This is a genomic window from Pseudosulfitobacter pseudonitzschiae (assembly GCF_002222635.1).
Lineage (GTDB): Bacteria > Pseudomonadota > Alphaproteobacteria > Rhodobacterales > Rhodobacteraceae > Pseudosulfitobacter > Pseudosulfitobacter pseudonitzschiae_A.
Genome location: NZ_CP022415.1, coordinates 3,425,747 through 3,448,107, shown reverse-complemented (window position 1 = coordinate 3,448,107; position 22,361 = coordinate 3,425,747). Strand labels below are relative to the sequence as shown.

Here is a 22,361-nt window from a genome sequence, read left to right as displayed (position 1 = left end):
TTCAGCCGTGATCCTTGAGCAAGCGGGCCTTTTGACGGTTCCAATCACGCTTGGCGCTGGTCTCGCGTTTGTCGTGGTTCTTTTTGCCCTTGGCGATGCCGATCTTGATCTTGGCCATCCCACGGTGGTTGAAATACAACACCAACGGCACCAATGTCATACCCTTGCGCTGTGTTTCGTTCCACAGATGGGCCATCTGTTTGCGGCTGACCAGCAATTTGCGGCGACGGCGTTCCTCGTGGCGGAATGTCTTGGCCTGATCGTACGGGGCAACATAGCTGTTCACCAGCCACAACTCGCCGTCTTCGACAGCGGCATAGCTTTCCGCGATGTTCGAACCGCCTTGGCGCATCGACTTGACCTCGGAGCCTTCCAGAATGATCCCGCATTCAAGATCTTCCTCGATGGCATAGTCAAACCGTGCCCGCCGGTTCTCGGCGATCACTTTGTAGTTAGGGTCTGCGTTCTTTACCTGTGCCATAGCAAAGGCATGTAGGGTGAAGCAGCGCATTTCACAATATCGCCGCACCACTTTCACAATTTCTGGGAACTGTGATGCAAAGAAGCGGTATATTCTGATAAAGGGAAACACGATGAAACCAATAGCATTGATGATCTTGCTGATGCTGTCCACACCCGTGGCCGCAGAACGGGCACGCATTCTGGCTATCGGAGATTCGTTTTTCGCGGTCCATTCCAGTTCTGGTCGCTCGATTCCCGCTGTGGTTCAGCGCGAACTGGGACAGCAGGTGTCGAACCGGTCGGTGATGGGCGCGCGGATGATCTATAACCTGCCGCTGACCGGCGCGCTGGGGTTCGACATTGTGCGCCAGTACCGTCCTGGCCCATGGAATTGGGTCATTATGAACGGTGGCGGAAATGACCTGTGGTTGGGCTGCAATTGTTCGCGCTGCGACCGGAAAATGACCAAAATGATCTCAAAGGACGGCACGCGCGGTGAAATTCCGGCGCTGGTGTCCAAGATGCGCAAAAGCGGTGCGCAGGTGATTTACGTCGGCTACCTGCGCAGTCCGGGCCGTGGATCACCGATCGAACACTGCCGCGACGAGGGTAACGAACTGGATGCCCGCGTGACCCGAATGGCACAGCGCGACAATGGTGTCTGGTTTGTGCCAATGGCTGATCTGGTCCCCAACGGCGACAGGTCGTTCCACGCGGCCGACATGGTTCACCCCAGCACCAAAGGGACCGCCGCAGCGGGCAAACGCGTTGCGAAAATCATCGCAGAAGCGGGCGGTTAATCGCCCAGCTTCTTGTGAACTTCATCCAGATCAATCTCGGCTGTGGGCATCTTGTTGGCGGGGTTTTCAAAATCGTATTTGAACACCTCGAAATCACGTTTGTAGATTTCATAGACCAGATGCATCGACAAATCATCGAAGTAATCTTCGACCGGATGCGCACGCTTGGGGCCGTGGCCTTCGCTTTCGTTGAAACGGGGAATTTCTGCGATATTCACTTTTTTCGGCGTGTCGATGGCATTTAGGACTTCTTCCATGCCTTCGTTGAACTTTTCAGTCCAGATGATTTTGTCGTATTTTCCGCCGTTTACAATGTACGTCGACACATGGCCTGACATCGCAGACCAGTGAATGTCAGGCTCCATCGGTTTGCGCCAGCGGATCGTGTCACGGGCGAACAGCAAGAACCGGCGAAAACTGGCGATCTGGTCAAACTCTTGCTTGCCGTCGTCGCCGCCCACTTCGATGCCGTATTTCTGCACCAGCAGCGGCACCAGATTGCCACGATAGCGTTTGCCGTTGCGCTGGATGCCGCAGATTTTGTCGAAAAACGACGATAGGATGCGGGTATAGGGATTGCGCACGCAGGTGAACGCATAGGAGCTGTGGTTTTGCACATTGGCCGTGATCGGCGCCTGACTTTCCTCAAGCGCCCATTTGTGCATCCCGCCCTTGGCGTCATGAATGTCACCGTCGAAAAATTCGCCGTGATCCGAATAATACATGATCTGGCCAATGGTCGAGCAGGCGCATTTGGGTACAACGCGGTATACCACGCTTTCGCTTTCCGTCATCCATGTTCCGGGGAAACCCATACCTGTCGTCCTTTGAAATCCTGCTGCTTCAACGGGTAGCAGTTGTCTATCGCAGCAAAAAAGCAAATAAATGCTGTTTATTCAATCTCCCTTCATCACTATCTAGGTAAACAACAACAGGTAAAGGGCTTGTGAATCTCTGGTATGGCCAAAATTGCCTATATATTGCTGTGTCACAAGGACCCGGATGCCATCATCAAGCAGGCAAAGCGGCTGACTGCGGCTGGCGATTACATGGCAATCCACTTTGATGCCTCGGCCAAACCCGAACATTTCAAAGCCATCCGCGCCGCCCTGAACGACAACCCCAACGTTACCTTTGCCCACAAACGGATCAAGTGCGGCTGGGGGGAATGGTCGCTGGTACAAGCCACGCTGTACGCAGTGGAATCCGCCGTCAAAGCTTTTCCGCGCGCGACGCATTTTTACATGCTTTCGGGCGACTGCATGGCGATCAAGTCCGCCGAGTACACGCACCGGTTCCTGGATGACAACGACGCGGACTTTATCGAAAGCTTCGACTATTTCGACAGCGACTGGATCAAGACCGGCATGAAAGAAGAGCGGTTGATTTACCGGCACTTTTTCAATGAACGCACGCAGAAACGCCGGTTCTATGCCAGTTACCACCTGCAACAGCGGCTGGGGCTGACCCGCGAAATTCCCGCCGACATTCAGGTGCAAATCGGCAGCCAGTGGTGGTGCCTGCGCCGTCGTACCATCGAATGGGTTCTGGAATTCACCAAAAAGCGCCGCGATGTGATGCGGTTTTTTCGCACAACATGGATTCCCGACGAGACGTTCTTTCAAACCATCGTGCGCCATGTCGTCCCCGAAACGGAAATTCGCACCCGCACGCTGACCTTTCTGATGTTCACCGACTACGGGATGCCGGTGGTGTTTTATGACGATCACTATGATCTGTTGCTCAGTCAGGATTTCCTCTTTGCCCGCAAAATCAGCCCCGAGGCTTTTGACCTAAAACGCCGTCTGGGTCTGCTCTATGCCGCCGAGGGGGTCCAGTTCCAGATATCAAACGAGGGTCGCAACCTGTTCAAGTTTCTCAGCGGACGGGGCCGCATCGGACGGCGCTTTGCCACGCGGTTCTGGGAAACAGAATCAACGCTGGGTCGCGAACGCGAGTTGATGATTGTGATCTGTAAGAAATGGCACGTGGCCAAACGGGTGCTGGACCGCATCCGGCAGGTTACCAATGTGCCCGCCATCGAATATCTGTTCAACGAAGATGACACCCCGCTGCCGGATCTGGGTGGAATCCAGAAAACGCTGGGGAAGCGCACGCGCCACCGTCGGGCGTTGATGCGGATGCTGTTCGACTATTACGAAACCGACCGCCTGATCGTCTGTATGGACCCAGGCGAGATGGACCTGTTGCAAGATTTTGCTGGCGACCGGTCAATGACGCGGATGCTGGAAATCCAGTGCAATTTCACTGAAACCTATTTGATCGGCCACGCCATGCGGGTGGGTCTTGCGGGCGAACAGACCAGTGCGGAAACGCTGGAACGGCTTCTGCCCACCATCCGCAACGATATGGTGTTCGAAAGCGACCGCATCCGCGACGCCGAATTCGAGAATATGAGCCGGATGCGCGAAGGGGCGACCATCGATGAAAACGCCCGCGCCCTTTCCAGATTTCTAAGCATCGGTGAGGACAAGGGCCGCGAGATCGCAAGCGCCGAATACCTGTTCGCCGATTGACGCGGCGCGCGCGGGCTTTTGCCGCCCGCGCCGCATGTCTTCTTAGTAGATCCCTCCGATGCCCGTTGACTTCATCGACGGCAGAACGATTACATCTGCCCCATGCAGCGCGCGTTCATACAGATGGATCGCGTCCTGATTCAGCATCCGGATACAGCCCGACGATACCGAACGGCCCAATTCACGCGGGTCGGCATCGCCGTGAATACGGTACAGCGTATCAACCCCATTCTGGAACAGGTACAGCGCCCTTGCCCCCAACGGATTGCCCGGACCGGGGGGCATACCACCCTTGGCGACGGAATAGGGGGCCAGTTCCGGTTTGCGCGCGATCATCGCCGCAGGCACTTTCCACACCGGCCATTCACGGCGGAACTGCAACCGTGCCGTGCCGTTCCAAGCATAGCCTGCGGCACCGACGCTGACGCCATAGCGGGTCGCTATCTCGGGGCTTTCGACAAAATACAGCAGTGCGTCGTCGGGATCGACAACGATGGTCCCGCGGGCGCGCTGCGGCCACAGGTTGGCAACGTCCTGTCTCCAATAGCGCGGCTTCAGAATGCCCTCGGGCACCGCTGGCACGGGAAAAGGCTCATCCGGCACAGCCTGATAAAAGGCAGGCAGGGGCGGGATCACGGGGGCGGGTGCCGCCACGGGTGTGGGTGCTTGGCGGGCACAGGCGCTAAGGCCTGCTGCCGCGCCACTGGCGACAAACATGCGTCGGGTCAACATTTGGGATATCCTTTTGATCTGATCGGGAATGGCGTCTGCGCGCCGGCAGTCCAGTCAGATCAGCCGCGGCGGCCCCTGAGGGGGTGGTTTGGTCACGCCACTGCGCAGCATCGTGTCGTGCGGCACGGGACGGTCGGTGTCGCGTGCAGGCACATCCAGCGTCGCACTGTCATTCAACCGCAGATCCTGCCCACAGGGTGACCCCGGCAGGGTCGCCGTGCGGCAGCGTTTGTGCGGACGCTCGAACGTCGCGGGCATCGCAGACACTTGCGAGGCATCCCCGACTGTCACATGCGATGGCTGCGCAAGCGCCGGATAGACGGCAGAGAACGCACCCCATGGCATCACCACGAAGACCATCAAAGCCAGAAGAAGAGAACGCAAAACCATCATTCCTCGGGAAATGGCCGAAGCACCGCCCCAAGTCCACCCTTGGCGCGATCACATCACGATGAGCAGATGTAACGCCTACTTGGCCCGCCACGTCCCCAACCAGCGCGAGAACCGGCTGCGGCGATCCGACATGGCATCGCCTGCGGCCTCCCAATTGTCTTGCATCTCTTCCAGTTTAGGGTCGATGCGCGCGCGGCGGAACCGGCGCCAGCGCACCCAGATGAAATAGACCACCATGAAGAACAGCGTCAGGATGATGATATTCAGAAACGGAATGCCCTTGGATGCGTCGGGGCCAGCCAGTGCCTTGACGCTGATCGCGTTGGGAAAGGTCGTGAGGAACTCGTTGCGCCAGCCGTAATGCTTGACCAGCACATACTGCGGATCAGCCTTGGTCGATTTCAGGTCGGCAGCTTCGGTCTGAAGGTTCTTGGTGTCGAACTTGAAATAGGGTGGCCAGCTCCAGCCGGTGTCTTCGTTGCGATAGACGATCACCCGCCCGTTTTCACGTACCGCCTGAATGAACAGGACGTCACGATTGGCTATCGTGCCATCCGTGCCGACATCCGCCTGCGCCCAGAACAGCCGGTTGTCACCGGGATCGATGCGCTGCTCGAATGTATCCACGATCCGCACGATGTCTTTTTGCGGCAGGGTGTAGTGGAAAAAAGCCGCTACAAAGACCCAGAACACGATGATGACGAACCATTTGATAAACCGCATATTGGCCTCCGTTCAGGCGAAATTGGTCAGATAGATGATGACGCCCACCAGAACAGTGGGCACCACATAGACGCCAAGGATCAGCTTGCGCCGCAAAGAGTTGTCGTATTCGATCATACCGATATCCACAAACGCATCTTCTGTCTGCTCGGCCACACCCGCCTGCGCCTGTTCGCGCCATTCGGCCCGCAACTTGCCCTTGCGGACGCTGCGCGAATACAGCGACAACCCGATGTAGATGATCGTCAGCACGACAAAGCCGACAACGATCAGACGCAGCAACGCGAACATGGCCTATCTCCTGACTGCGCCCCAAGGACCGACGCGAGCGACCAGATCGTCCATCGTCTGCGGCTTGGTGCGTGTGGTGGATGCTGGGGGTTCTTCCATCGGGGCGTCGTGGCCGAACAGTGCGTCGCGCGTGCCCACCTTGTCCGCCTGATACTCCGCTGCAAGATATTGTGCGACATATTCCTTTTTGGCGTCGGGCCAGCGGGCATAGGTGGCATAGAACATCTGCTTGTGACAGATGAACAGTTGGCGCACGTCCTTGGAGGTCAGCTCGGCCAGCAGCATGTTGACCAGATCGGCATCGGCATGGTCCGCCGCCCGCAGCGTATAGAAATAGGCCGGATGGTCCGAAGCGATGCGCGGCCAAGCCCCGCCGTTCTCGGCCCAGTTCACCAGCGACGCCAGCGCGTGAAATTCCTCGGGCAGATGGGCGGCATGGTCGCGCGCCAAACGGCGCATGTCGGCCCGCGTGGTGCCCGATAGATCAACACCCGCCGTTGTGACCGCATCCACCAGAATAAAATCCATCTTTTGCCGCAGGATCGCAGCCGAATCGATACCTCGCGCCGCCACGATCGGCTCAACCAGCCCGTTCAGCTCCAGAAACCGCGCGATCTGGTTGCGCTGGCGGGTCTCGAACACATGTTCCAGCGGCAAGGTGCCCAGCGCGCTTGCGTCTGCGGACGCAATCACCGCCGGATGTTCAACCTTTTGGAACACATAAAGACCGCCGAAATGTGCGGTCCAGAAATTGCCCTGCTCGAACCGCATCTTTTTCAGCTTCACCGGATTGCGCGTCACATCGCCGGTTTGCGCGGCAAGGCCGATCATCTCGGCGATCAGCACATCATCGAACCACGCGTCTTCGTCTTGCAGAAACGTGTCGATCTTGCCCGCCAGCGCTTCGGCATTGCGCACGGTGCCTGCGGTGGTGTCCGCGTCGACGGTGATGGCGCGGATGTCGAACAGGCGCTGCGGCGTGGACACGTCGTAGACCGAATTCACCAACTCACCCGCCACCGCATCCCGCGCGGTCAACGCAAACAGCGCCGCCTCGTTGTCCTCGATGAACCGCCGCAGGATCGTGCGCGAGGTCGAAAACTTTGCATCCAGCAAAGGCGCGCGTTTTTGGTCAGTGCTCAGCAGGATAAACTGCCGGTTCACGCCACCTTGGTTCAGGTATAGCGGATCGCCCAGATCATCGCCCACTTCCGGCGAAAAGCCTGAAATGTCGATGTAGAAATCGGTGAGCGCGGTGCGCTTGCCCGTCAGATGCTCCAGCGCGCGGTTATAGCGCTCGACCAGCGCGGGGCTGGTGACGTGGTAGAGGTTGCCGAACATGAGGCCGAAGCGGATGAGGCGGTTCATTTCGCGTCTTTCACATAGAATATTGGCGTCAAAGTCTTTGAAAGATCGCCTACAAGCGCAGATGGTACATCGTATGATTTTACTACCATCATGTTTCGACCAAGTGCCACAAAGATGAACTCTCGTGCAAAATAGCCATGAGTTTTCATAAGCCAATCAGTGACTTTAATATTAAAATCAAACCACTCTTGAAGTAATTTATTTCGTGCTGTCTTTGACGGGATATTAGCCCACTTTCTGTTTAACCGTCCATAAAACATGACTTCTTCACCAAGGGGATAGAAATCATTTCCGCCTACGTCATGGGTGTAAAAATTGAAATCACCACCATGAAAAACGTGTTTGATGTTCTCTTTTGCAGAGCTGAATGAGTAATGATGGGATGCTTCGTTTCTGATGTATCTTGCGATATTGTGCCCGTCACCCAAATCTAGTTTATCAAATTTTCCTGATGCAGTCTTCGCAAAGTCGAAAAGCCTAGCATCAGAAGTTTCCTTCTTTTTGTGAATTTTTCTAAGGAACTCGGCAATTTCAAATAGCTTTGAGCTCCAGGTTCTCAGGACCAGAAATTTATTAATGTTGTTCGCACTATCTATACTTTTTTCACCAGTGTAGTCATGCGAGATCGAAATATAGTTTTTTCTCAATACGTTAACTTCGCTAACAGCAAAACTCAAAACAGAAAATGCAGCCAGATGATCGGCGGGCAGGGTGCTCAACTCGCCCCAGTCCAATTCGTACTCATGGAATTCTAGTTGAGTTAGGCTCACCCTTTCCCCTCCAAATACCGCTTCTTCGCCGCTTCCTGTCGGCCAAAGTCGCGGACCATCGCGTCAATCGCCACTTCGTCCGACTTGTCCGCGTACCGGAACTCGCTGTCCGCGTAGCGATTGATCTCCTGTATCACCATTTCGACGGTGATCGGTTGGCGCAACTCGGCGATCATGTCTTTCTTGGTGTCATAATCCTTGAACAGGAACAGCTCGGGGTTCTCCATCCATGCGTCAGGCAGTTCAAAATCCATCGCCCGTACTTTCACCGCATCGGTGATGTTTTTGATCGCACGGCCCGTAAAGCGTTCGTCCGCTTCTTGGATCCCCTTCAGATAGGTGCCCAGCTTGGCAATCGTGTCCAGTGCGCCGATCTGGTCGTGGACGCGGTCAAAAACCTGCAACAACCCTGCCTCATGCGGGCGACTGTGGCTTTCGAACGATGCGGCCACCGCCGATTTGATCTCTTGTGCCGAAAACACATCGTGCTGGCCCACGGGAATGTCATGGTTTTTGCCCATCAGCAAATAGAGGATGTCGATGTAATCTTCGCGGGTTTGCGGCCCGTCCACCAGAAACCGTGCCCCTGCCCGCTGGCGCAGCGCGTCATCCACGTTCTCGGGATAGTTCGAAAACATGCCAAAGGTGCAGTTGCCCCGTACCACGGTATTGGCTCCGGCAAAGCTTTCCATCAGCACTGCGGTAATCTCAAGCTGTCCCGTGCTTGACTGCCGGTCGCCACGCTTGCCCGCAAGCTGGTCAATGTCGTCGATGGTGCCAAAGCCGATGGCATTGGGGTCGATGATCGTATTGATAAACGCCTTGGCGTTCTGGCCCGATTTGCCCTGATAGCTGTCGATGTTGTCGGTGCTGAGGTTCTGATAGCGAAAAGGATAGCCCGCAACCGTGCAATAATCGTTAATCAGCCCCGCCATCATCTGGATCAGCGTGGTCTTGCCTGTGCCCGGCTTGCCGTCACCCATAAAGGTAAAGATGAACCCGCCCAATTCGGCAAAGGGGTTCAGGCGGCGGTCAAAGTCATAGGCCATCAGCATCTTCGACAGCTTCATCGCCTGATATTTAGCGATGTGGTTGCCCACCACCTCGTTCGGCTTTTTAAAGGTCATCGTCAGCTTGGTCGACTTCGCCTTGGCCGCGGGGGTAAAACCTGCGATGGTGAAATCATCCGCCTCGACCCGCCAGACCGCACTGGTAAAGCCTGACAGGCGCGGCGCCTCTTGTGCGCGCAGGGCCACCTTTTCCATCAAAGCTTCGGCAAATGCGGCCACCGTCGCCACCAGACGCGCATCATCGGTGGCATGTGCAGCAATGTCCTGATCCAGCTCCCACAGCGCGCCGTGCAGGGCGGTTTGGCCATTGTCGGTCAGCATCTCCTGCACATCGCCCACTTCCACGGTCACCTCTGAAAGATGTGACGACATAAGATAAGCGGTGGCATTGCCAAATACATAAAGCGTGACCAAAGCCTCGCCCGCCAGCAGTTCGGAAAACTCGGTCTTGCGGGCCGCAGGCAGGTCACCCTCAAGGTTCGCGCGCTTCAGATCCCCCAAACCGGACACATCCGCATAATTCTCGGCCACCGCCAGAGCGATAGAAATCGCCCGTCGCAATCCGTTCAGCACCGTCGCCTGCAATGGCGAAACCAGCGCGTCGCCTTCCTCTGCCCCCTCGATCCGTGCTATCAGTTGCACCGCCCCCGTCACGGTGCTGCGCCGTGTCACCAGACCGGGCGTCGTGGTCCGAAACCGCCGCCGCGTGCCGATACCGGCAGAGGCCTCTTGCCGCGGCGCCTCGACCGCCTTGCCGATCCGCGGCGCATGGTCGAACCCCTGCAACATTGCCAATGCCATCGCGTAATGCGCGGTGACCTCTTCTTCGCGCAATTCCATCTGGTCCGCTGTCTGGCTCATTTCGTTCCCTCAATCTTCATCTTGCAAAATAAACTCCCCCGGAGGGCAGGACCGCCGCAAACGTCCGGCTCAATACCGCAGCACCCGGCCCGCATCGCTGACTACGAACTTGGCTACCGAGCGGAACCCCGGCGGGTTCAGTTCTTCCAACACCTGATAGGGCCGCTGCGGCAGGATAATACTGCGTTCCATCCGCGTGGTGCCAGTGTCTGCCCCGCGTCCTGCAAAAGGGTCCAGTTTGAAAATCTCACGCTCGACCGATGAAAACCACCCAACCCGCTCTTCTACCACACGGTCCGACTGCAAATCCTCTTCGGTCCAGACCAACGCCCAGTCCTGTCCGTCAGGCGCGCGCGCTTGTGACAGCACATCGCCAATCGGTCCCGACTGCCGCGTAAACGCATCCGAATACATTGGCCCCACGTGAAACCGGCGCAACCGTTTGGGATGCAGATCGTTGAAATCCTCGTCAAAGCCTTTGGCGATGGTCATCAGCTTCAGCCCGCCCAGCGATTGCGCCATCAGATGCGCCTGCACTTCGGGCCAGCGGCGCTGGTCCTTGGGCAGGGCGATCCGACCCGAGTCTTCCAGATCCATCATATAGATCACCGGCAGGTTCACCTGACTGTCGTAGACCGCCCAATGCATCCGAAACTGCCGACGCTGGTCAATGTTGCGCTGCCATTCGATGGCCGGATCGTTGCGCGGCCAAAACAATGTGCCCCTCAGCAATTCCTCATAATACAGCCGTTGTGACAAGGCGAATTGCAGCTTGGTCGGCACTGTGCGGTCGTCTAATATCACATGCACCATCTGCGCCTTCAGTTCCTCCACAGACGGCATCCCGCGCAAATGTTTTTCCGCCTGCTGCGCATCTGATGACATGGTGATCAGCTCGTCCGCTGCCGGAAATCCGCTTTCGGATGCGTCGATGGACAGTGATCCAAAGAACCGCCCCGTGTCGCGCCCGACCAGCAGGTACTTCAGGCTGAGTGCCTTGAACGTATAGTTCAGCGCAGAGGCATAGCCGACAAGAATGGTTACCTCGCCACGGCTCAGTGTGCCCTCGGCCTCCATCACGCCTGCAACACGGGTCATATGGGCCATGATCCCCTCGAACTTGCGAAAGTACCGGCGCGAGGCGAACAGGTCGGTCAGGCCGATGGTGTCTTTCTGGGCTATCATCGTTCAGGCCGTCCCTTTGCCCCGCCGTCTGGCCCGCTCACCCGCCATATGCGTTGCTGTCGTGTTTCTTTACGATGGCTTCAAACCGGCGGGCAAAGCGTTCGTCTGCCTTTGCCTTTTGCTCCAGAACGTCGCGGGCAAACACCATATGGTCTTCATGCGCTTCCAGCATGTCGGCCATCCGCGTGTTGGTCGCGGCACCGATACCGGCCATCGCGGTTTGCGCCTCTTGGTCGGTTTTCACGCCGATTTCGTTGATGCGGTGGGCCACATCCTGTTGCTGGGCGGTTTTCAGCGATTTGGTCAACGCATCGTAAAGAACCACACGCTGTTTGGTGTCTGTTTGCAGCTTGTTGATCAACACCATCTGCGTCGCCGCCTGGTTTTGCAGCGAGTCGATCCAGGTCTTGCCCTTCTCGATATAGCGCTCAAGCGTCTGGCTTTTGGCCAGTTTAACCTGTTCGTTCTGCACCATCTGGTTGTATTGGCTATTCAGATCGGCCAGTTCGGTTTCCAGCTTGGTGCGTGCCGCAGCATCGGTTTCCGACGCGATTTTGTTTTCCAGACCAATGATCTTGGGATCCATCGCCTTGATGTCGTTTTGCAGTGCGGTTAGCTCCTGAACGGTAAATTCGCGCTCGTCCAGCGTCTCGGACAGGTTGCCTTCGACCTTGACCTTTTGCTCTTCCAGCATGTTCAGCTGCCCTTCGAGCAGTTTCACAATGATGTCCGATTTCGAAATCAGATCCTGAAGCTTGTCGTCAATCGACGCGCTGCGCACACGTTCCTGCCGCATACTGTCGGATTTCGCCCGCGAAAAGATGCCAACGACGCTTTCCCATCCCGTCTTGTTCCGCATCTCGTCAAAGTCCTTGGAGAAGGCAGAGGTAACATCGTCCAGACCCATGATCAGTTCGGCGATGTTGGCGTTCATCACGTCGGTGTGGGCATGCACATCTTCAAGCGTGGCGTTCTCGATGTCGATCATCGCATCATCACCCGCCTTCAACTTGGCACGGGCCGTTTCGATCCGGCTGGTCAGTTCGCTGATTTTTGCCTGTGCTTCCGCCACCTGTGACTGGGACTCACGCACTTGCGCGTCAAAATTGGACATCGAATTCTCCCTCGTATCAATATGTTGCCGTCTATATAGGCAATGTTACACGAATTTACATCAAGCAAAGGCCCGATTTTGCAAAAACTGTCGCAAATCCAGCGATCAAAGGAAAGAACCAAGCGTACAAACACACCAAAACGCGAGGCCCTGCGCAGCCTCGCGTCGGAGTCATCGAATTGCTTTAGCGTGACGGTTATCCGACCACGTTGAACGCAGGGCCATAGGGGTATTCGGTAATATTCTCGGCCCCGTCTGCGGTGATGATCAAAATGTCATGCTCGCGATAGCCGCCCGCACCTGCCGCACCTTGCGGCAGGGTCAGCATCGGCTCCATCGAAATCACCATGCCCTCTTCGATCACTGTATCGACGTCCTCGCGCAACTCCAGTCCGGCTTCGCGGCCATAGTAATGCGACAGCACGCCGAACGAATGACCATACCCAAAGGTGCGATACTGCAGCAGGTCACGTTCTGCGAAAAAGTCGTTGATCGCGTGGGTGACACCAGCGCAAGTCGCGCCGGGTTTCAGCAAACTCATCCCGTATTCATGAGCGGCAACATTGGCCTCCCAGATATTCAGAGATGCGTCATCCACTTCGCCCAGAAACATAGTGCGCTCCAAAGCGGTGTAATAGCCCGAAATCATCGGAAAGGTGTTCAACGACAGGATGTCGCCATGCTCTAGCACCCGCGCGGTTACGGGATTGTGGGCACCGTCGGTGTTCAGCCCAGACTGGAACCAGACCCAAGTATCGCGGTATTCCGCATTGGGAAAGCGGCGGGCAATCTCCAGTTCCATCGCGTCACGACCCGCCATTGCCACGTCGATCTCGCGGGTGCCTGCACGCACCGCATCGCGGATGGCATAGCCACCCACATCAGCCACCGCAGCCCCCGCGCGGATCAGGTCCAGTTCGGCCACACTTTTGTGCATCCGCTGGCGCATTGTTGCGGGGGCAATGTCTACCGTCTGCACAGGCGACAGGAACGCCGTCATCTTGCCGTGCTGGTCCAATGTCATATGGTCGCCCTCGTACCCGACCACACCGCCCGTTCCGGCAACCGACGTCACCGCCCGCCAGAAGTTGTCGCGGGTCCAGTCGGTATAGGTGATCGCATCGCCATGGCTCCGCCGCCACGGCTGTCCTGCGTCGATGCCTGCGGAAATCGTGACCACCTGAGATTCTGTCACCACCAGCGCATAGGCGCGGCCGAACGCACAATAGGTGAAGCCAGAATAGTAGGACACGTTGTGCATCGACGTCAGAACGGCGGCGATCACACCCGCGTCGTGCATGATGGCCCGCAAACCCGCGATGCGTGCGTCATATGCTGCGCCCGAGAATTGCAGGGGCGCTTTGGTGCCATTGTGTACACGATGGAAATCCGGACGCGCGGGTGTAGTGATGGGGTTTTGAACGGTCATGTCAGACCCTCCTTCGCAGAAAGATCCCGGCGTTCAGGACATATTTTGAAAAGGCACCGGCGACGCCATCGCGCGGTCTGCCCTTATTCTACGCCATCACACGACGCGGCAAAAGCATTCAACGGACCCTGCGCGTGTCGCAGACGACCTTTTGCAAAAGATTAATCGCAATTTGCGCGCAGCCAGCGGTTCGACACTTTGCCGCGCGCTCTTGTGACGTTTCTAGCCCAGCAGCCTTTGCAACATCGCGCTATCCGGTTCCGTCAGCGGATCAACCACATCAAAGTGATGCTTTCCCGCTGCAATGTGGTGGCCACATCTCCACGCTTCTGCCAACCAGCGCGCCTGATCCAGAAACGCTGGACGTTCTGCGCCCCCCACCCAGACGGTCACGTCACGTTCTGGGGCGGGCTGGTAGACGGGACTTTCTGCGCGGGCCATTCCGGCATCCATCTGGAAATCGTCGTTCATCGCAGTCAGCAACAACGGCTCAAGATCCGACAACGGCGAGATGGGCATGACATGACGCACCCGGGCTGCGACATCTGCGGGCAGCATCCCGTTGGCACACATCCGCGCCACCAGATGACCGCCCGCGCTGTGCCCGGCCAGTGCAAGCGGCCCTGTGGTCCTGCCCGCGATCACCTGCACCGCCTGCGCGATCGACTGAGTGATACCGGCGATACGCACGTCCGGGCACAACTCATAACCCGGCAATGCAACCGTCCAACCACGTGCCACGGCACCAGCCGCCAGATGCGACCAGTCCTGCGGCGACAGCATCCGCCAGAAGCCGCCATGCACGAATATCAGTGTACCCTTGGCTGTGCGCTCGGGCTCGAACAGGTCAAAGTTTTGGCGTGGGCTGGGGCCATATCGCAAACCCAATTGTGCCCGCGCTCCCATCGCGTCACGAAAAGCGGTTGCATCGCGCACCCATCGGTCGGGAAAGCTGGCCCCGTCCGGAATGTGTGCACCGTTGGCATAGGCATCGTCGTTTACTGGCATGTCGCTTCCCTTGCGTCTGGAACTGGACATTCATAGCAGGAGTTGGTTTTGCTGCACGAGACAAAATCTGGAGAGATGCAATGCCAAGTGCAAAGACCGACCTGAAGAGCCTGCTGAAAGACCCCTCACTGCTGGAAACCCGCGCCTATGTGAACGGGAAATGGGTCGACGGTGACGACGGCACTTTCGATGTGACCAACCCTGCCCGTGGCGATGTGATCGCCCAAGTGGCCGACCTGTCGCGTGCACAAGTCGCCGGAGCCATTGACGCCGCCGAAGCTGCGCAAAAGGATTGGGCCAGCTGGACAGGTAAGGAACGCGCTGCCGTCATGCGCAAGTGGTTCGATCTGATGATGGAAAATCAGGACGATCTGGGCACCATTCTGACCGCCGAACAGGGCAAACCGCTGGCCGAAGCCAAGGGCGAGATCGCCTATGGTGCCAGCTTCATCGAGTTCTTTGGCGAAGAGGCCAAGCGCAACTACGGCGAAACCATTCCCGGCCATCAGCGGGACAAACGCATCACCGTTATCAAGCAACCCATCGGCGTGGCAGCGTCGATTACGCCGTGGAACTTTCCCAATGCGATGATCACCCGCAAGGCAGGTCCGGCGCTGGCCGCAGGCTGTTCTTTTGTCGCGCGCCCTGCTGCCGAAACCCCGCTGAGCGCCATCGTCATGGGCGTTCTGGCCGAACGCGCGGGCATCCCTGCGGGCGTGTTCAACGTGGTGCCGTCGTCGTCGTCTTCTGCCGTGGGCAAAGAGTTCTGCGAGAACCCCAAAGTACGCAAACTAACCTTTACCGGATCAACCGAAGTGGGCCGCATCCTGCTGAAGCAGGCCTCGGAACAGGTCATGAAATGTTCGATGGAACTGGGCGGCAACGCGCCGTTCATCGTGTTTGACGATGCCGATCTGGACGCCGCCGTCGAAGGCGCGATCATGTGCAAATTCCGCAACAACGGCCAGACCTGCGTCTGTGCGAACCGCATCTATGTGCAGGCCGGTGTCTACGACGCCTTTGCGCAAAAACTGAAAGATCGCGTATCGCAGATGAAGGTGGGTGACGGTCTGGAACCTGGCGTAGAACTGGGCCCGTTGATCAATCCCGAAGCTGGAGACAAGGTCATCGAGCACATCAAGGACGCCAAGGCCAAGGGCGCCACGGTTATTCTGGGCGACGCTCAGGACAATATGGAGGGCAACTTTTTCGCGCCCACCATCATCACCGGCGTGTCGCAGGACATGGCCGTAGCAACCGAAGAAACCTTTGGCCCGCTGGCACCGCTGTTCAAGTTCGACAACGAGGACGAGGTGATCGAGATGGCCAATGATACGATCTTTGGTCTGGCCTCGTATTTCTACGCCAAGGATTTAAGCCGCGTGTACAAAGTCGCCGAAGCGCTGGAGTATGGCATCGTCGGTATCAACACCGGCATCATCAGCACCGAACTGGCCCCCTTTGGCGGAGTCAAACAATCGGGTCTGGGCCGCGAGGGCAGCCATCACGGCATGGAAGATTACCAAGAGATGAAATACATCTGCATGTCGGTCTGAACCTGCCGAATGCTATCACAGGGCGAACTTGTACAGGTTCGCCCTGTTTTATGTACAACACGACATAGCCACTACACAGATACAAGAATGGCCCGCACGCGGATGCGTACGGGCCAGAAACGTCAAGGCTCAATTTCGGCTTAGTTCACCGATTTGGCGTCCACGACGTCCTTGCCGATGGATTTGGTGCCGCCGGAAATTTCGATCTGGCGGGGCTTCAGCGCCTCGGGGACTTCGCGTTGCAGGTCGATATGCAGCATCCCGTCAGCATGGGACGCACCCGTGACGACCACATGATCTGCCAGATGGAACCGGCGTTCAAACGCGCGGGTGGCGATACCACGGTGCAGATAGCTTCGGCTGGACTCTTCATCCGCCTTGCGGCCAGAGACGATCAACGCCTTCTCCCGCACTTCCACGGACAGATCCTGATCAGAGAACCCCGCAACGGCGATCGAGATACGATAGGCGTCGTCGTCGGTTTTCTCGATATTGTAGGGGGGATATGTGTTCTGCGCGTGGTCGTTGGTCAGAACGCGGTCCATCATGTCGGCGATTTGGTCAAAGCCAACGGTTGAGCGGTACAGCGGTGCAAAATCAAAGGTTCGCATATGTGTCATCCTCTTACAGTGAGCGATTTCAGGTCAGGCCCTCCATCCGTGGACAGGCCTGTTTTGCAGTTGCCGGAACCCTGCTTAGGCGTTTCGGCAGATTAAATGTGGGGATGGATTTTACGGTTTCAAGAGCCGCTTAAACGGGGCTTTTAACAATCGCCTAGGGTTTGACGAATTTTGCGCCGGTATCGTTACGCACGCCAACGCGCACACGGTTTACCGAAGGCGATGCATCCTGCTGAAATCCGCCACCAGCAAGCAAGACCGACCGCAATTCTTCCAGTGGCTCGGCCAGCGAAGTGCCCAGCGACACGTTCTTTCCGTCCAGCTCTGCCTTGGCCGAAACCACGGACACGATGTTTGCCTCGCCACCGTCAAAGCTGAAGATCGGCGCGCCGGATGATCCAAAATCGACGCTGCACGATGTGATCAGCACGCCTTCCTGACGTGACAGCACCGTGCAGACCTCTTGCAACGACGGCACTTCCGATCGCGACTTGGCATAGCTGACCACACCCACACGGTCACCGGTGGCAGGCCGCACTGCGGTGCCAAAGGGGCGGATGGTGGTGTTGCGAATGGGCTGGCTCAGCTCGAGCAGCGCCAGATCGTTTCGAACACGCGCGGACGAAACCTCGCCATCATAGACATAGGCCGGATGCACCACAGCGCGGCGCACATTGCGATAGGCCGAAGCACGCCCGTTGCGCCATCCCGCCAGAAATTCGATCTTGTCATGGTCAATGGGCTGCTTCGAGCGTTTGTCGAACAGACAGTGCGCTGCCGTCAGCACCAGATTGGGCGCGATCAGCGCACCGGTACAAAAGCCGACCCCGTCCATATCCAGCCGCCCCACGGCCTCCCATTCGCGACCTGTGTTCGTCGTCTCAAGCCGGCGCAATTGCGCGTCCTGCGCAAAAGCAGAGGATGTGACCACAAGGGCCATAAAAGACAGGATCATCCAACGCCGCATCGACTTCTCCTAACGGGTGCCGCACAGGCCTAAGGGTGCGATACGGCAACATTGTGGCAATGTAGAAATTCAACGCAAAATCGGCACAGGATTCGGATGGTCTTCTGTGCGCGTCAACGCAGGTGGCTTTGGCCCGCCTGTGACCCAGTCCAACAGCTCGACCGTATGCACCACAGGAATGCCCGTTGCACTGCCGATTTGCATCATGCAGCCGATGTTGCCTGCGGCGATAATATCGGGTTTCTTCGCCTCGATCGTGCGTATCTTGCGCGCTTTCAACTGCGCCGAAATCTCGGGCTGCATCAGGTTGTATGTGCCCGCCGAGCCGCAACACAAATGGCTGTCTGCCGGTTCGACCACACCAAAACCGGCCATCTTGAGCAGGGTCTTGGGATGGGTTTTAATCTGCTGGCCGTGTTGCAGCGAACAGGCCGCGTGATAGGCAACGGTGACCGTGCGGTCACTGTCCTTGGGGGCTGTGGCGTCTGCTCCGGCAATGCCCATCTCGGCCATGTTGGGGCTGCGCGCAATATGTTCGGGCGCCATCATTTGCACAAGCAATTCGCTGATATCCATTGCCTTTTCAGCCACACGCCTGGCATCACCTTCAAGATCGGTGCGCGCGAACATGTGCCCGTAGTCCTTCACCGTCGTGCCACAGCCCGAGGTGTTGATCACAATTGCATCCAGCCCGTCACCATCCATTTCGGCGGCCCAAGCAGAGATATTTTTAGCCGCCGCGGCATGGCTTTCGCTGCTTTTGCCCATGTGGTGCGTCAACGCCCCGCAACAGCCCGCACCCTTGGCCACCACCACCTCGCAACCCAGCCGCGTCAGCAGGCGAATTGTGGCGTCGTTAATGTCGGTGTTCAGCGCCTTTTGCGCACAACCGGTCATCAGTGCCACCCGCTTGGTGCGTGGGGCTGTGGGCGCAAAGCTTTGCGGATCGTCGTTGCGGCTGACGGGGGGTATCTGTTTCGGTGCCATCGCGATCATCGCGCGCAGCCGTGGATCAGGCAGGAGCCGTGCAAACGGCCGCGCCATCTTAGCCCCCAGCAAGGCGATACGGAACCGTGTCGGATAGGGCAGTACCCGCGCGAGCACCCAGCGCAATGCGCGGTCGCTGAAGGGGCGCTTGTAATTGTCCTCGATATACTCGCGTGCCTGATCGACCAGATGCATGTAATGCACCCCCGAGGGACAGGTCGTCATACAGGCCAGACACGACAGGCAGCGGTCGATATGCTTGACCGTCTTTTCATCCGGCACGCGTTCGTTTTCCAGCATATCCTTGATCAGATAGATGCGCCCGCGCGGGCTGTCCAACTCGTCACCCAGCACCTGATAAGTGGGGCAGGTGGCCGTACAAAACCCGCAATGCACACAGGCCCGCAGAATCTGGTTGGCGCGTTGAATCTTCGGATCCTGCATTTGTTCGGGCGTGAATGTCGTTTGCATCGTCTCTCTTTCAACTGTTCAGCAGTCGGGCGAACGCCAGACCAAACCACGGCACCGTGGTGCCCATTGCGCCAATCACGCCCGTCCAGCGGCGCATGGTCCGCCCCGGATCAACCTGCCGCATGGCCAGCATGGCCAGCGCCAGCATCGCAATCCATGCCGTCCAGATCAGCGCAATGCCAATCCAGGTGACCCAGACATTCGCACCCCACGGAACGGGTGCCAGAAACCGCAGCCACAGGCTGGTTGCGGCGGCCATCACTATCAGGCCAACCAAGACCACCGGAGAAGGTGCCAATCGCATCAGCTGCAAGAACACCCACGGACCGAGGGCAAAAACCACGGCGAACAGGACCAGCCACAACACTGTCACGCCGCCATCTTGCCACTGGTAGTCAGCACACCACGCGGATCAAACCGCGCCCGCACCCCGTTCGTCAATGCGGCCAGTGCTGGCGATTCAGGGTGGAAAACACCCAACTGCGTCCGCACCTGTGCATCCGCCCGCACAAGGGTGGCATGCCCTGAAAGCGGCGCGATTCTGGCCCGCAAATCCGTCCCTTCGACGCAAAGGACCCAAATCAGGCCCCCACCCCAATCCAGCGCATAATCCGCATCCTCAGGCAAAGTGGCAACGACTGCGGGTGCATCGCTCGGCTTGACCGACACACGCCAGACATCGCCGGCACGCCCGACAAACCGCTGCACATCACGCACATCTTGCCACAAAATCCGCGACGCTGCCGCATCCAGCCGTTCAATGCCGCCAAAGCTGCTCAAAACGCCCTCAAGCGCACCCAGTCGGTACGCAACAGATGCCTCGAATCCTTCGATCCGGACCACCGCCCCGCGGTCTGGCAAAAACGCCGCCCCCGTGACCTCGAAGGCGGACCCCAAACCGCGCGATAACGCCGCCACCGCACGTTCGACGTCGGTCGTGCCAATCACCAGGCTGGCCTCGGTCTCCGGCGCGGGCAGCACTTTCATCGCAACTTCGCTGAGCACACCCAAAGTGCCGAACGATCCGCACAACAGCTTTACCAGATCATAGCCGGTGACGTTTTTCATCACCCGCCCGCCATTCTTCACGATCCGTCCGCTGCCATCGACAAACCGCACGCCCAACGCAAAATCGCGTGCGGCCCCCACCGCAATCCGGCGCGGTCCGCTGACATTGGCCGACATCACGCCGCCGATTGTCGGTGTGCCTGTGGTGCCCAGCAGCGCACGGTGATCCATCGGTTCGAACGCCAACCGCTGGTTTTCAGCGGCCAGCGCCGCCTTAATCTCGGCCAGCGGCGTGCCGGCCCCCGCCACCAGCGTCAGCGCACCAGGCTCGTAAAGCGCGATACCACTCAGCCCCGCGGACGACAGCACTTCGCCCGCGCCCGCAAAACCACGCGTGCCACCGCCCTGCACCGCCAAAGGCCCTTCGGCCCCGGCAATCATCCCGGCCAGTTCTTCTTCGCTCTGGGGTTTCAACATCTTCTTTTGGCTCCAAATATCCCGGGGGGTCAGGCGCGCAAGCGCCAAGGGGGCTGGCCCCCTACTGCGCAGCAATCGCTACTGTGCGACGCGCATCGGAGGCATCCAGCGGAAATACTTTCGCAGGGTTCAGCAACCATTGCGGATCAAACACATCCTTTACCGCCATCTGCGCCTCCAAATCGTCCATCGTGTACTGCACATGCATCAGGTCACGCTTTTCGATGCCCACACCGTGTTCACCGGTCAGACAGCCACCCGCCTCGACGCACAGTTTCAGCACTTCGGCGCCAAAAGCCTCGCACAGTTCCAGATCGCCCGGCTTGTTGGCGTCGAACAGGATCAGCGGGTGCATGTTTCCATCCCCTGCGTGAAACACGTTGCCAACGCGCAGACCATATTCCACCGACATTTCGCCAATGCGGCGCAGCACAAAGGGCAGCGACGACACCGGTATCGTGCCGTCGAGACACATGTAATCGTTGATCTGCCCCATCGCCCCAAAGGCGCTTTTGCGACCCAGCCAGATGCGCGCACTTTCCTCTGGCGATTTGCTTTCGCGCAGTTCGACCGGATTGTGCCGCCGTGCGATCTCCATGATCCGCCCCAGTTGGTCGTCGATTTCGGCTTCCGACCCTTCCACCTCGACGATCAACAGCGCCTCGCAGTCGGGGTAACCGGCACCGGCAAAGGCCTCTGTTGCCTCGATACAAGGCCGGTCCATGAACTCGATCGCCACGGGCAGAACGCCTGCCTTGATGATGTCGGAAACGCAGGCGCCGGCCACTTCGTTGTCGTCAAAGCCCATCAGCACGGGCCGCGCGCCTTCGGGCTTGTGCAGGATGCGCAAGGTCGCCTCGGTCACCACGCCCAACTGGCCCTCGGACCCACAGATGACACCCAGCAGGTCCAGCCCGCCTGCGTCCAGATATGCGCCGCCGATCTCGACCACGGTGCCGTCCATCTGCACCAGCGTGACGCCCATCAGGTTGTTCGTCGTCACCCCATACTTCAGGCAATGCGCCCCGCCGCTGTTCATCGCGATATTGCCCGCGATAGCACAGGCCAGTTGGCTCGAGGGATCAGGTGCATAGAAAAACCCGTCTTCCTCGACAGCGCCCGTGACGCTCAGGTTGGTCCGCCCTGTCTGCACACGGATGATCCGGTTGGCATAATCCGTTTCGATCACATCATTCATTCGCGCGACACCCAGAATCACACAATCAGCCGTGGGCAATGCCCCACCGGCCAGCGATGTGCCAGAGCCGCGCGGCACCACCGGCACGCCCTCTTCGTGACAGATACGCAGCACATCCGAGACCTCTTGGGTCGTCGCGGGCAAGACCGCAACCATCGGTGCGCATTTATAGGCGGTCAGCGCGTCACACTCGTAGGCGCGTGTTTCGGCCACATCACTGATCACGGCGTCAGCAGGCAGAACCTGCAACAAACGCTCAACCACATGGCCCTTGCGCACCAGCACATCTGGATTCGGGATCGGCATTTCCATGGCATCTCCTCCTATTGGTAAA

Annotated in this window: 22 protein-coding genes; 3 read left to right on the top strand and 19 right to left on the bottom strand. The window is 58.2% G+C overall.

The genetic code is table 11. The features are described from left to right. Nucleotide 1 precedes the first annotated feature (1 nt). On the bottom strand, nt 2-481 hold the full coding sequence (gene smpB, locus SULPSESMR1_RS16935; protein ID WP_089421933.1) for an SsrA-binding protein SmpB: 480 nt from the start codon (nt 479-481) through the stop codon (nt 2-4). A 112-nt stretch (nt 482-593) separates the two neighbouring features. On the opposite strand from smpB, the gene SULPSESMR1_RS16930 reads away from it, so the two are divergent. Then, nucleotides 594-1,262, top strand: a complete 669-nt coding sequence (locus SULPSESMR1_RS16930) for an SGNH/GDSL hydrolase family protein (RefSeq protein ID WP_089421932.1) — start codon at nt 594-596, stop codon at nt 1,260-1,262. Here the strand turns inward: SULPSESMR1_RS16930 and SULPSESMR1_RS16925 are convergent. After that, complete coding sequence (locus tag SULPSESMR1_RS16925; RefSeq protein WP_089421931.1) at nt 1,259-2,077, bottom strand: sulfotransferase family protein; 819 nt, start codon at nt 2,075-2,077, stop codon at nt 1,259-1,261. The two genes, SULPSESMR1_RS16930 and SULPSESMR1_RS16925, sit on opposite strands and share 4 nt — an antisense overlap. A 144-nt stretch (nt 2,078-2,221) precedes the next feature. Between SULPSESMR1_RS16925 and SULPSESMR1_RS16920 the strand changes: the two genes are divergently transcribed. After that, entirely contained in the window at nt 2,222-3,799 is a 1,578-nt protein-coding gene (locus SULPSESMR1_RS16920; protein WP_089421930.1) for a DUF5928 domain-containing protein, read from the top strand. Between the two features lie 42 nt (nt 3,800-3,841). On the opposite strand, the gene SULPSESMR1_RS16915 is transcribed toward SULPSESMR1_RS16920, so the two are convergent. From SULPSESMR1_RS16915 to SULPSESMR1_RS16865, 11 genes are all read right to left on the bottom strand, one after another. Then, nucleotides 3,842-4,531, bottom strand: a complete 690-nt coding sequence (locus SULPSESMR1_RS16915; RefSeq protein WP_198362817.1) for a L,D-transpeptidase — start codon at nt 4,529-4,531, stop codon at nt 3,842-3,844. A gap of 54 nt (nt 4,532-4,585) precedes the next feature. Then, a complete protein-coding gene (locus SULPSESMR1_RS16910; protein WP_157729035.1) occupies nt 4,586-4,915 on the bottom strand; it encodes a hypothetical protein in 330 nt (109 codons plus the stop codon). 84 nt (nt 4,916-4,999) lie between these two features. Beyond that, complete coding sequence (locus tag SULPSESMR1_RS16905; RefSeq protein ID WP_089421928.1) at nt 5,000-5,647, bottom strand: DUF1523 family protein; 648 nt, start codon at nt 5,645-5,647, stop codon at nt 5,000-5,002. 12 nt (nt 5,648-5,659) lie between these two features. After that, nucleotides 5,660-5,938, bottom strand: coding sequence for a hypothetical protein (locus SULPSESMR1_RS16900; protein ID WP_089421927.1), 279 nt, complete (start codon nt 5,936-5,938; stop codon nt 5,660-5,662). A gap of 3 nt (nt 5,939-5,941) precedes the next feature. Then, nucleotides 5,942-7,306 carry a DUF6638 family protein gene (locus tag SULPSESMR1_RS16895; RefSeq protein ID WP_089421926.1) on the bottom strand — a complete coding sequence of 455 codons (1,365 nt, stop codon included), beginning with the start codon at nt 7,304-7,306 and terminating at the stop codon, nt 5,942-5,944. Beyond that, nucleotides 7,303-8,040, bottom strand: coding sequence for a hypothetical protein (locus SULPSESMR1_RS16890; protein ID WP_157729034.1), 738 nt, complete (start codon nt 8,038-8,040; stop codon nt 7,303-7,305). The genes SULPSESMR1_RS16895 and SULPSESMR1_RS16890 overlap by 4 nt, the downstream gene beginning before the upstream one ends. A gap of 32 nt (nt 8,041-8,072) precedes the next feature. Then, the gene (locus tag SULPSESMR1_RS16885) at nt 8,073-10,007 is read right to left on the bottom strand and encodes an AAA family ATPase (RefSeq protein ID WP_089421924.1); all 1,935 of its coding nucleotides are present in this window, start codon (nt 10,005-10,007) and stop codon (nt 8,073-8,075) included. Nucleotides 10,008-10,076: 69 nt separating this feature from the next. After that, entirely contained in the window at nt 10,077-11,192 is a 1,116-nt protein-coding gene (locus tag SULPSESMR1_RS16880; protein ID WP_089421923.1) for a hypothetical protein, read from the bottom strand. A gap of 37 nt (nt 11,193-11,229) precedes the next feature. Beyond that, the gene (locus SULPSESMR1_RS16875) at nt 11,230-12,306 is read right to left on the bottom strand and encodes a hypothetical protein (RefSeq protein WP_089421922.1); all 1,077 of its coding nucleotides are present in this window, start codon (nt 12,304-12,306) and stop codon (nt 11,230-11,232) included. 196 nt (nt 12,307-12,502) lie between these two features. Further along, nucleotides 12,503-13,735, bottom strand: coding sequence for an aminopeptidase P family protein (locus tag SULPSESMR1_RS16870; protein WP_089421921.1), 1,233 nt, complete (start codon nt 13,733-13,735; stop codon nt 12,503-12,505). Between the two features lie 222 nt (nt 13,736-13,957). Further along, nucleotides 13,958-14,743, bottom strand: coding sequence for an alpha/beta hydrolase (locus tag SULPSESMR1_RS16865; protein ID WP_089421920.1), 786 nt, complete (start codon nt 14,741-14,743; stop codon nt 13,958-13,960). An 80-nt stretch (nt 14,744-14,823) separates the two neighbouring features. Between SULPSESMR1_RS16865 and SULPSESMR1_RS16860 the strand changes: the two genes are divergently transcribed. Further along, nucleotides 14,824-16,299: an NAD-dependent succinate-semialdehyde dehydrogenase gene (locus SULPSESMR1_RS16860; RefSeq protein WP_089421919.1), complete on the top strand. Its 1,476-nt coding sequence runs from the start codon at nt 14,824-14,826 to the stop codon at nt 16,297-16,299. Between the two features lie 140 nt (nt 16,300-16,439). On the opposite strand, the gene SULPSESMR1_RS16855 is transcribed toward SULPSESMR1_RS16860, so the two are convergent. The 6 genes from SULPSESMR1_RS16855 to SULPSESMR1_RS16830 all read right to left on the bottom strand — a co-directional run bounded on the left by SULPSESMR1_RS16855 (nt 16,440) and on the right by SULPSESMR1_RS16830 (nt 22,339). Then, nucleotides 16,440-16,910 carry an Hsp20 family protein gene (locus SULPSESMR1_RS16855; RefSeq protein ID WP_089421918.1) on the bottom strand — a complete coding sequence of 157 codons (471 nt, stop codon included), beginning with the start codon at nt 16,908-16,910 and terminating at the stop codon, nt 16,440-16,442. 163 nt (nt 16,911-17,073) lie between these two features. Beyond that, nucleotides 17,074-17,886 carry a trypsin-like serine peptidase gene (locus tag SULPSESMR1_RS16850; RefSeq protein WP_240311415.1) on the bottom strand — a complete coding sequence of 271 codons (813 nt, stop codon included), beginning with the start codon at nt 17,884-17,886 and terminating at the stop codon, nt 17,074-17,076. Nucleotides 17,887-17,955: 69 nt separating this feature from the next. Further along, on the bottom strand, nt 17,956-19,344 hold the full coding sequence (gene glcF, locus SULPSESMR1_RS16845; protein WP_089421917.1) for a glycolate oxidase subunit GlcF: 1,389 nt from the start codon (nt 19,342-19,344) through the stop codon (nt 17,956-17,958). Between the two features lie 10 nt (nt 19,345-19,354). Next, a complete protein-coding gene (locus SULPSESMR1_RS16840; protein ID WP_089421916.1) occupies nt 19,355-19,717 on the bottom strand; it encodes a hypothetical protein in 363 nt (120 codons plus the stop codon). Further along, a complete protein-coding gene (locus SULPSESMR1_RS16835; protein ID WP_421086558.1) occupies nt 19,714-20,829 on the bottom strand; it encodes an FAD-binding protein in 1,116 nt (371 codons plus the stop codon). The genes SULPSESMR1_RS16840 and SULPSESMR1_RS16835 overlap by 4 nt, the downstream gene beginning before the upstream one ends. A gap of 61 nt (nt 20,830-20,890) precedes the next feature. Beyond that, on the bottom strand, nt 20,891-22,339 hold the full coding sequence (locus SULPSESMR1_RS16830; RefSeq protein WP_089421915.1) for an FAD-linked oxidase C-terminal domain-containing protein: 1,449 nt from the start codon (nt 22,337-22,339) through the stop codon (nt 20,891-20,893). Nucleotides 22,340-22,361 lie beyond the last annotated feature (22 nt).

Bases quoted from the DNA above. Each gene is read 5' to 3' on its own strand.
- smpB (WP_089421933.1), bottom strand. From the start codon at position 481: ATGGCACAGGTAAAGAACGCAGACCCTAACTACAAAGTGATCGCCGAG.
- SULPSESMR1_RS16880 (WP_089421923.1), bottom strand. From the start codon at position 11,192: ATGATAGCCCAGAAAGACACCATCGGCCTGACCGACCTGTTCGCCTCG.
- SULPSESMR1_RS16855 (WP_089421918.1), bottom strand. From the start codon at position 16,910: ATGCGAACCTTTGATTTTGCACCGCTGTACCGCTCAACCGTTGGCTTT.
- SULPSESMR1_RS16905 (WP_089421928.1), bottom strand. From the start codon at position 5,647: ATGCGGTTTATCAAATGGTTCGTCATCATCGTGTTCTGGGTCTTTGTA.
- SULPSESMR1_RS16875 (WP_089421922.1), bottom strand. From the start codon at position 12,306: ATGTCCAATTTTGACGCGCAAGTGCGTGAGTCCCAGTCACAGGTGGCG.
- SULPSESMR1_RS16865 (WP_089421920.1), bottom strand. From the start codon at position 14,743: ATGCCAGTAAACGACGATGCCTATGCCAACGGTGCACACATTCCGGAC.
- SULPSESMR1_RS16835 (WP_421086558.1), bottom strand. From the start codon at position 20,829: ATGTTGAAACCCCAGAGCGAAGAAGAACTGGCCGGGATGATTGCCGGG.
- SULPSESMR1_RS16930 (WP_089421932.1), top strand. From the start codon at position 594: ATGAAACCAATAGCATTGATGATCTTGCTGATGCTGTCCACACCCGTG.
- SULPSESMR1_RS16870 (WP_089421921.1), bottom strand. From the start codon at position 13,735: ATGACCGTTCAAAACCCCATCACTACACCCGCGCGTCCGGATTTCCAT.
- SULPSESMR1_RS16900 (WP_089421927.1), bottom strand. From the start codon at position 5,938: ATGTTCGCGTTGCTGCGTCTGATCGTTGTCGGCTTTGTCGTGCTGACG.
- SULPSESMR1_RS16830 (WP_089421915.1), bottom strand. From the start codon at position 22,339: ATGGAAATGCCGATCCCGAATCCAGATGTGCTGGTGCGCAAGGGCCAT.
- SULPSESMR1_RS16885 (WP_089421924.1), bottom strand. From the start codon at position 10,007: ATGAGCCAGACAGCGGACCAGATGGAATTGCGCGAAGAAGAGGTCACC.
- glcF (WP_089421917.1), bottom strand. From the start codon at position 19,344: ATGCAAACGACATTCACGCCCGAACAAATGCAGGATCCGAAGATTCAA.
- SULPSESMR1_RS16850 (WP_240311415.1), bottom strand. From the start codon at position 17,886: ATGCGGCGTTGGATGATCCTGTCTTTTATGGCCCTTGTGGTCACATCC.
- SULPSESMR1_RS16915 (WP_198362817.1), bottom strand. From the start codon at position 4,531: ATGTTGACCCGACGCATGTTTGTCGCCAGTGGCGCGGCAGCAGGCCTT.
- SULPSESMR1_RS16860 (WP_089421919.1), top strand. From the start codon at position 14,824: ATGCCAAGTGCAAAGACCGACCTGAAGAGCCTGCTGAAAGACCCCTCA.
- SULPSESMR1_RS16925 (WP_089421931.1), bottom strand. From the start codon at position 2,077: ATGGGTTTCCCCGGAACATGGATGACGGAAAGCGAAAGCGTGGTATAC.
- SULPSESMR1_RS16895 (WP_089421926.1), bottom strand. From the start codon at position 7,306: ATGAACCGCCTCATCCGCTTCGGCCTCATGTTCGGCAACCTCTACCAC.
- SULPSESMR1_RS16920 (WP_089421930.1), top strand. From the start codon at position 2,222: ATGGCCAAAATTGCCTATATATTGCTGTGTCACAAGGACCCGGATGCC.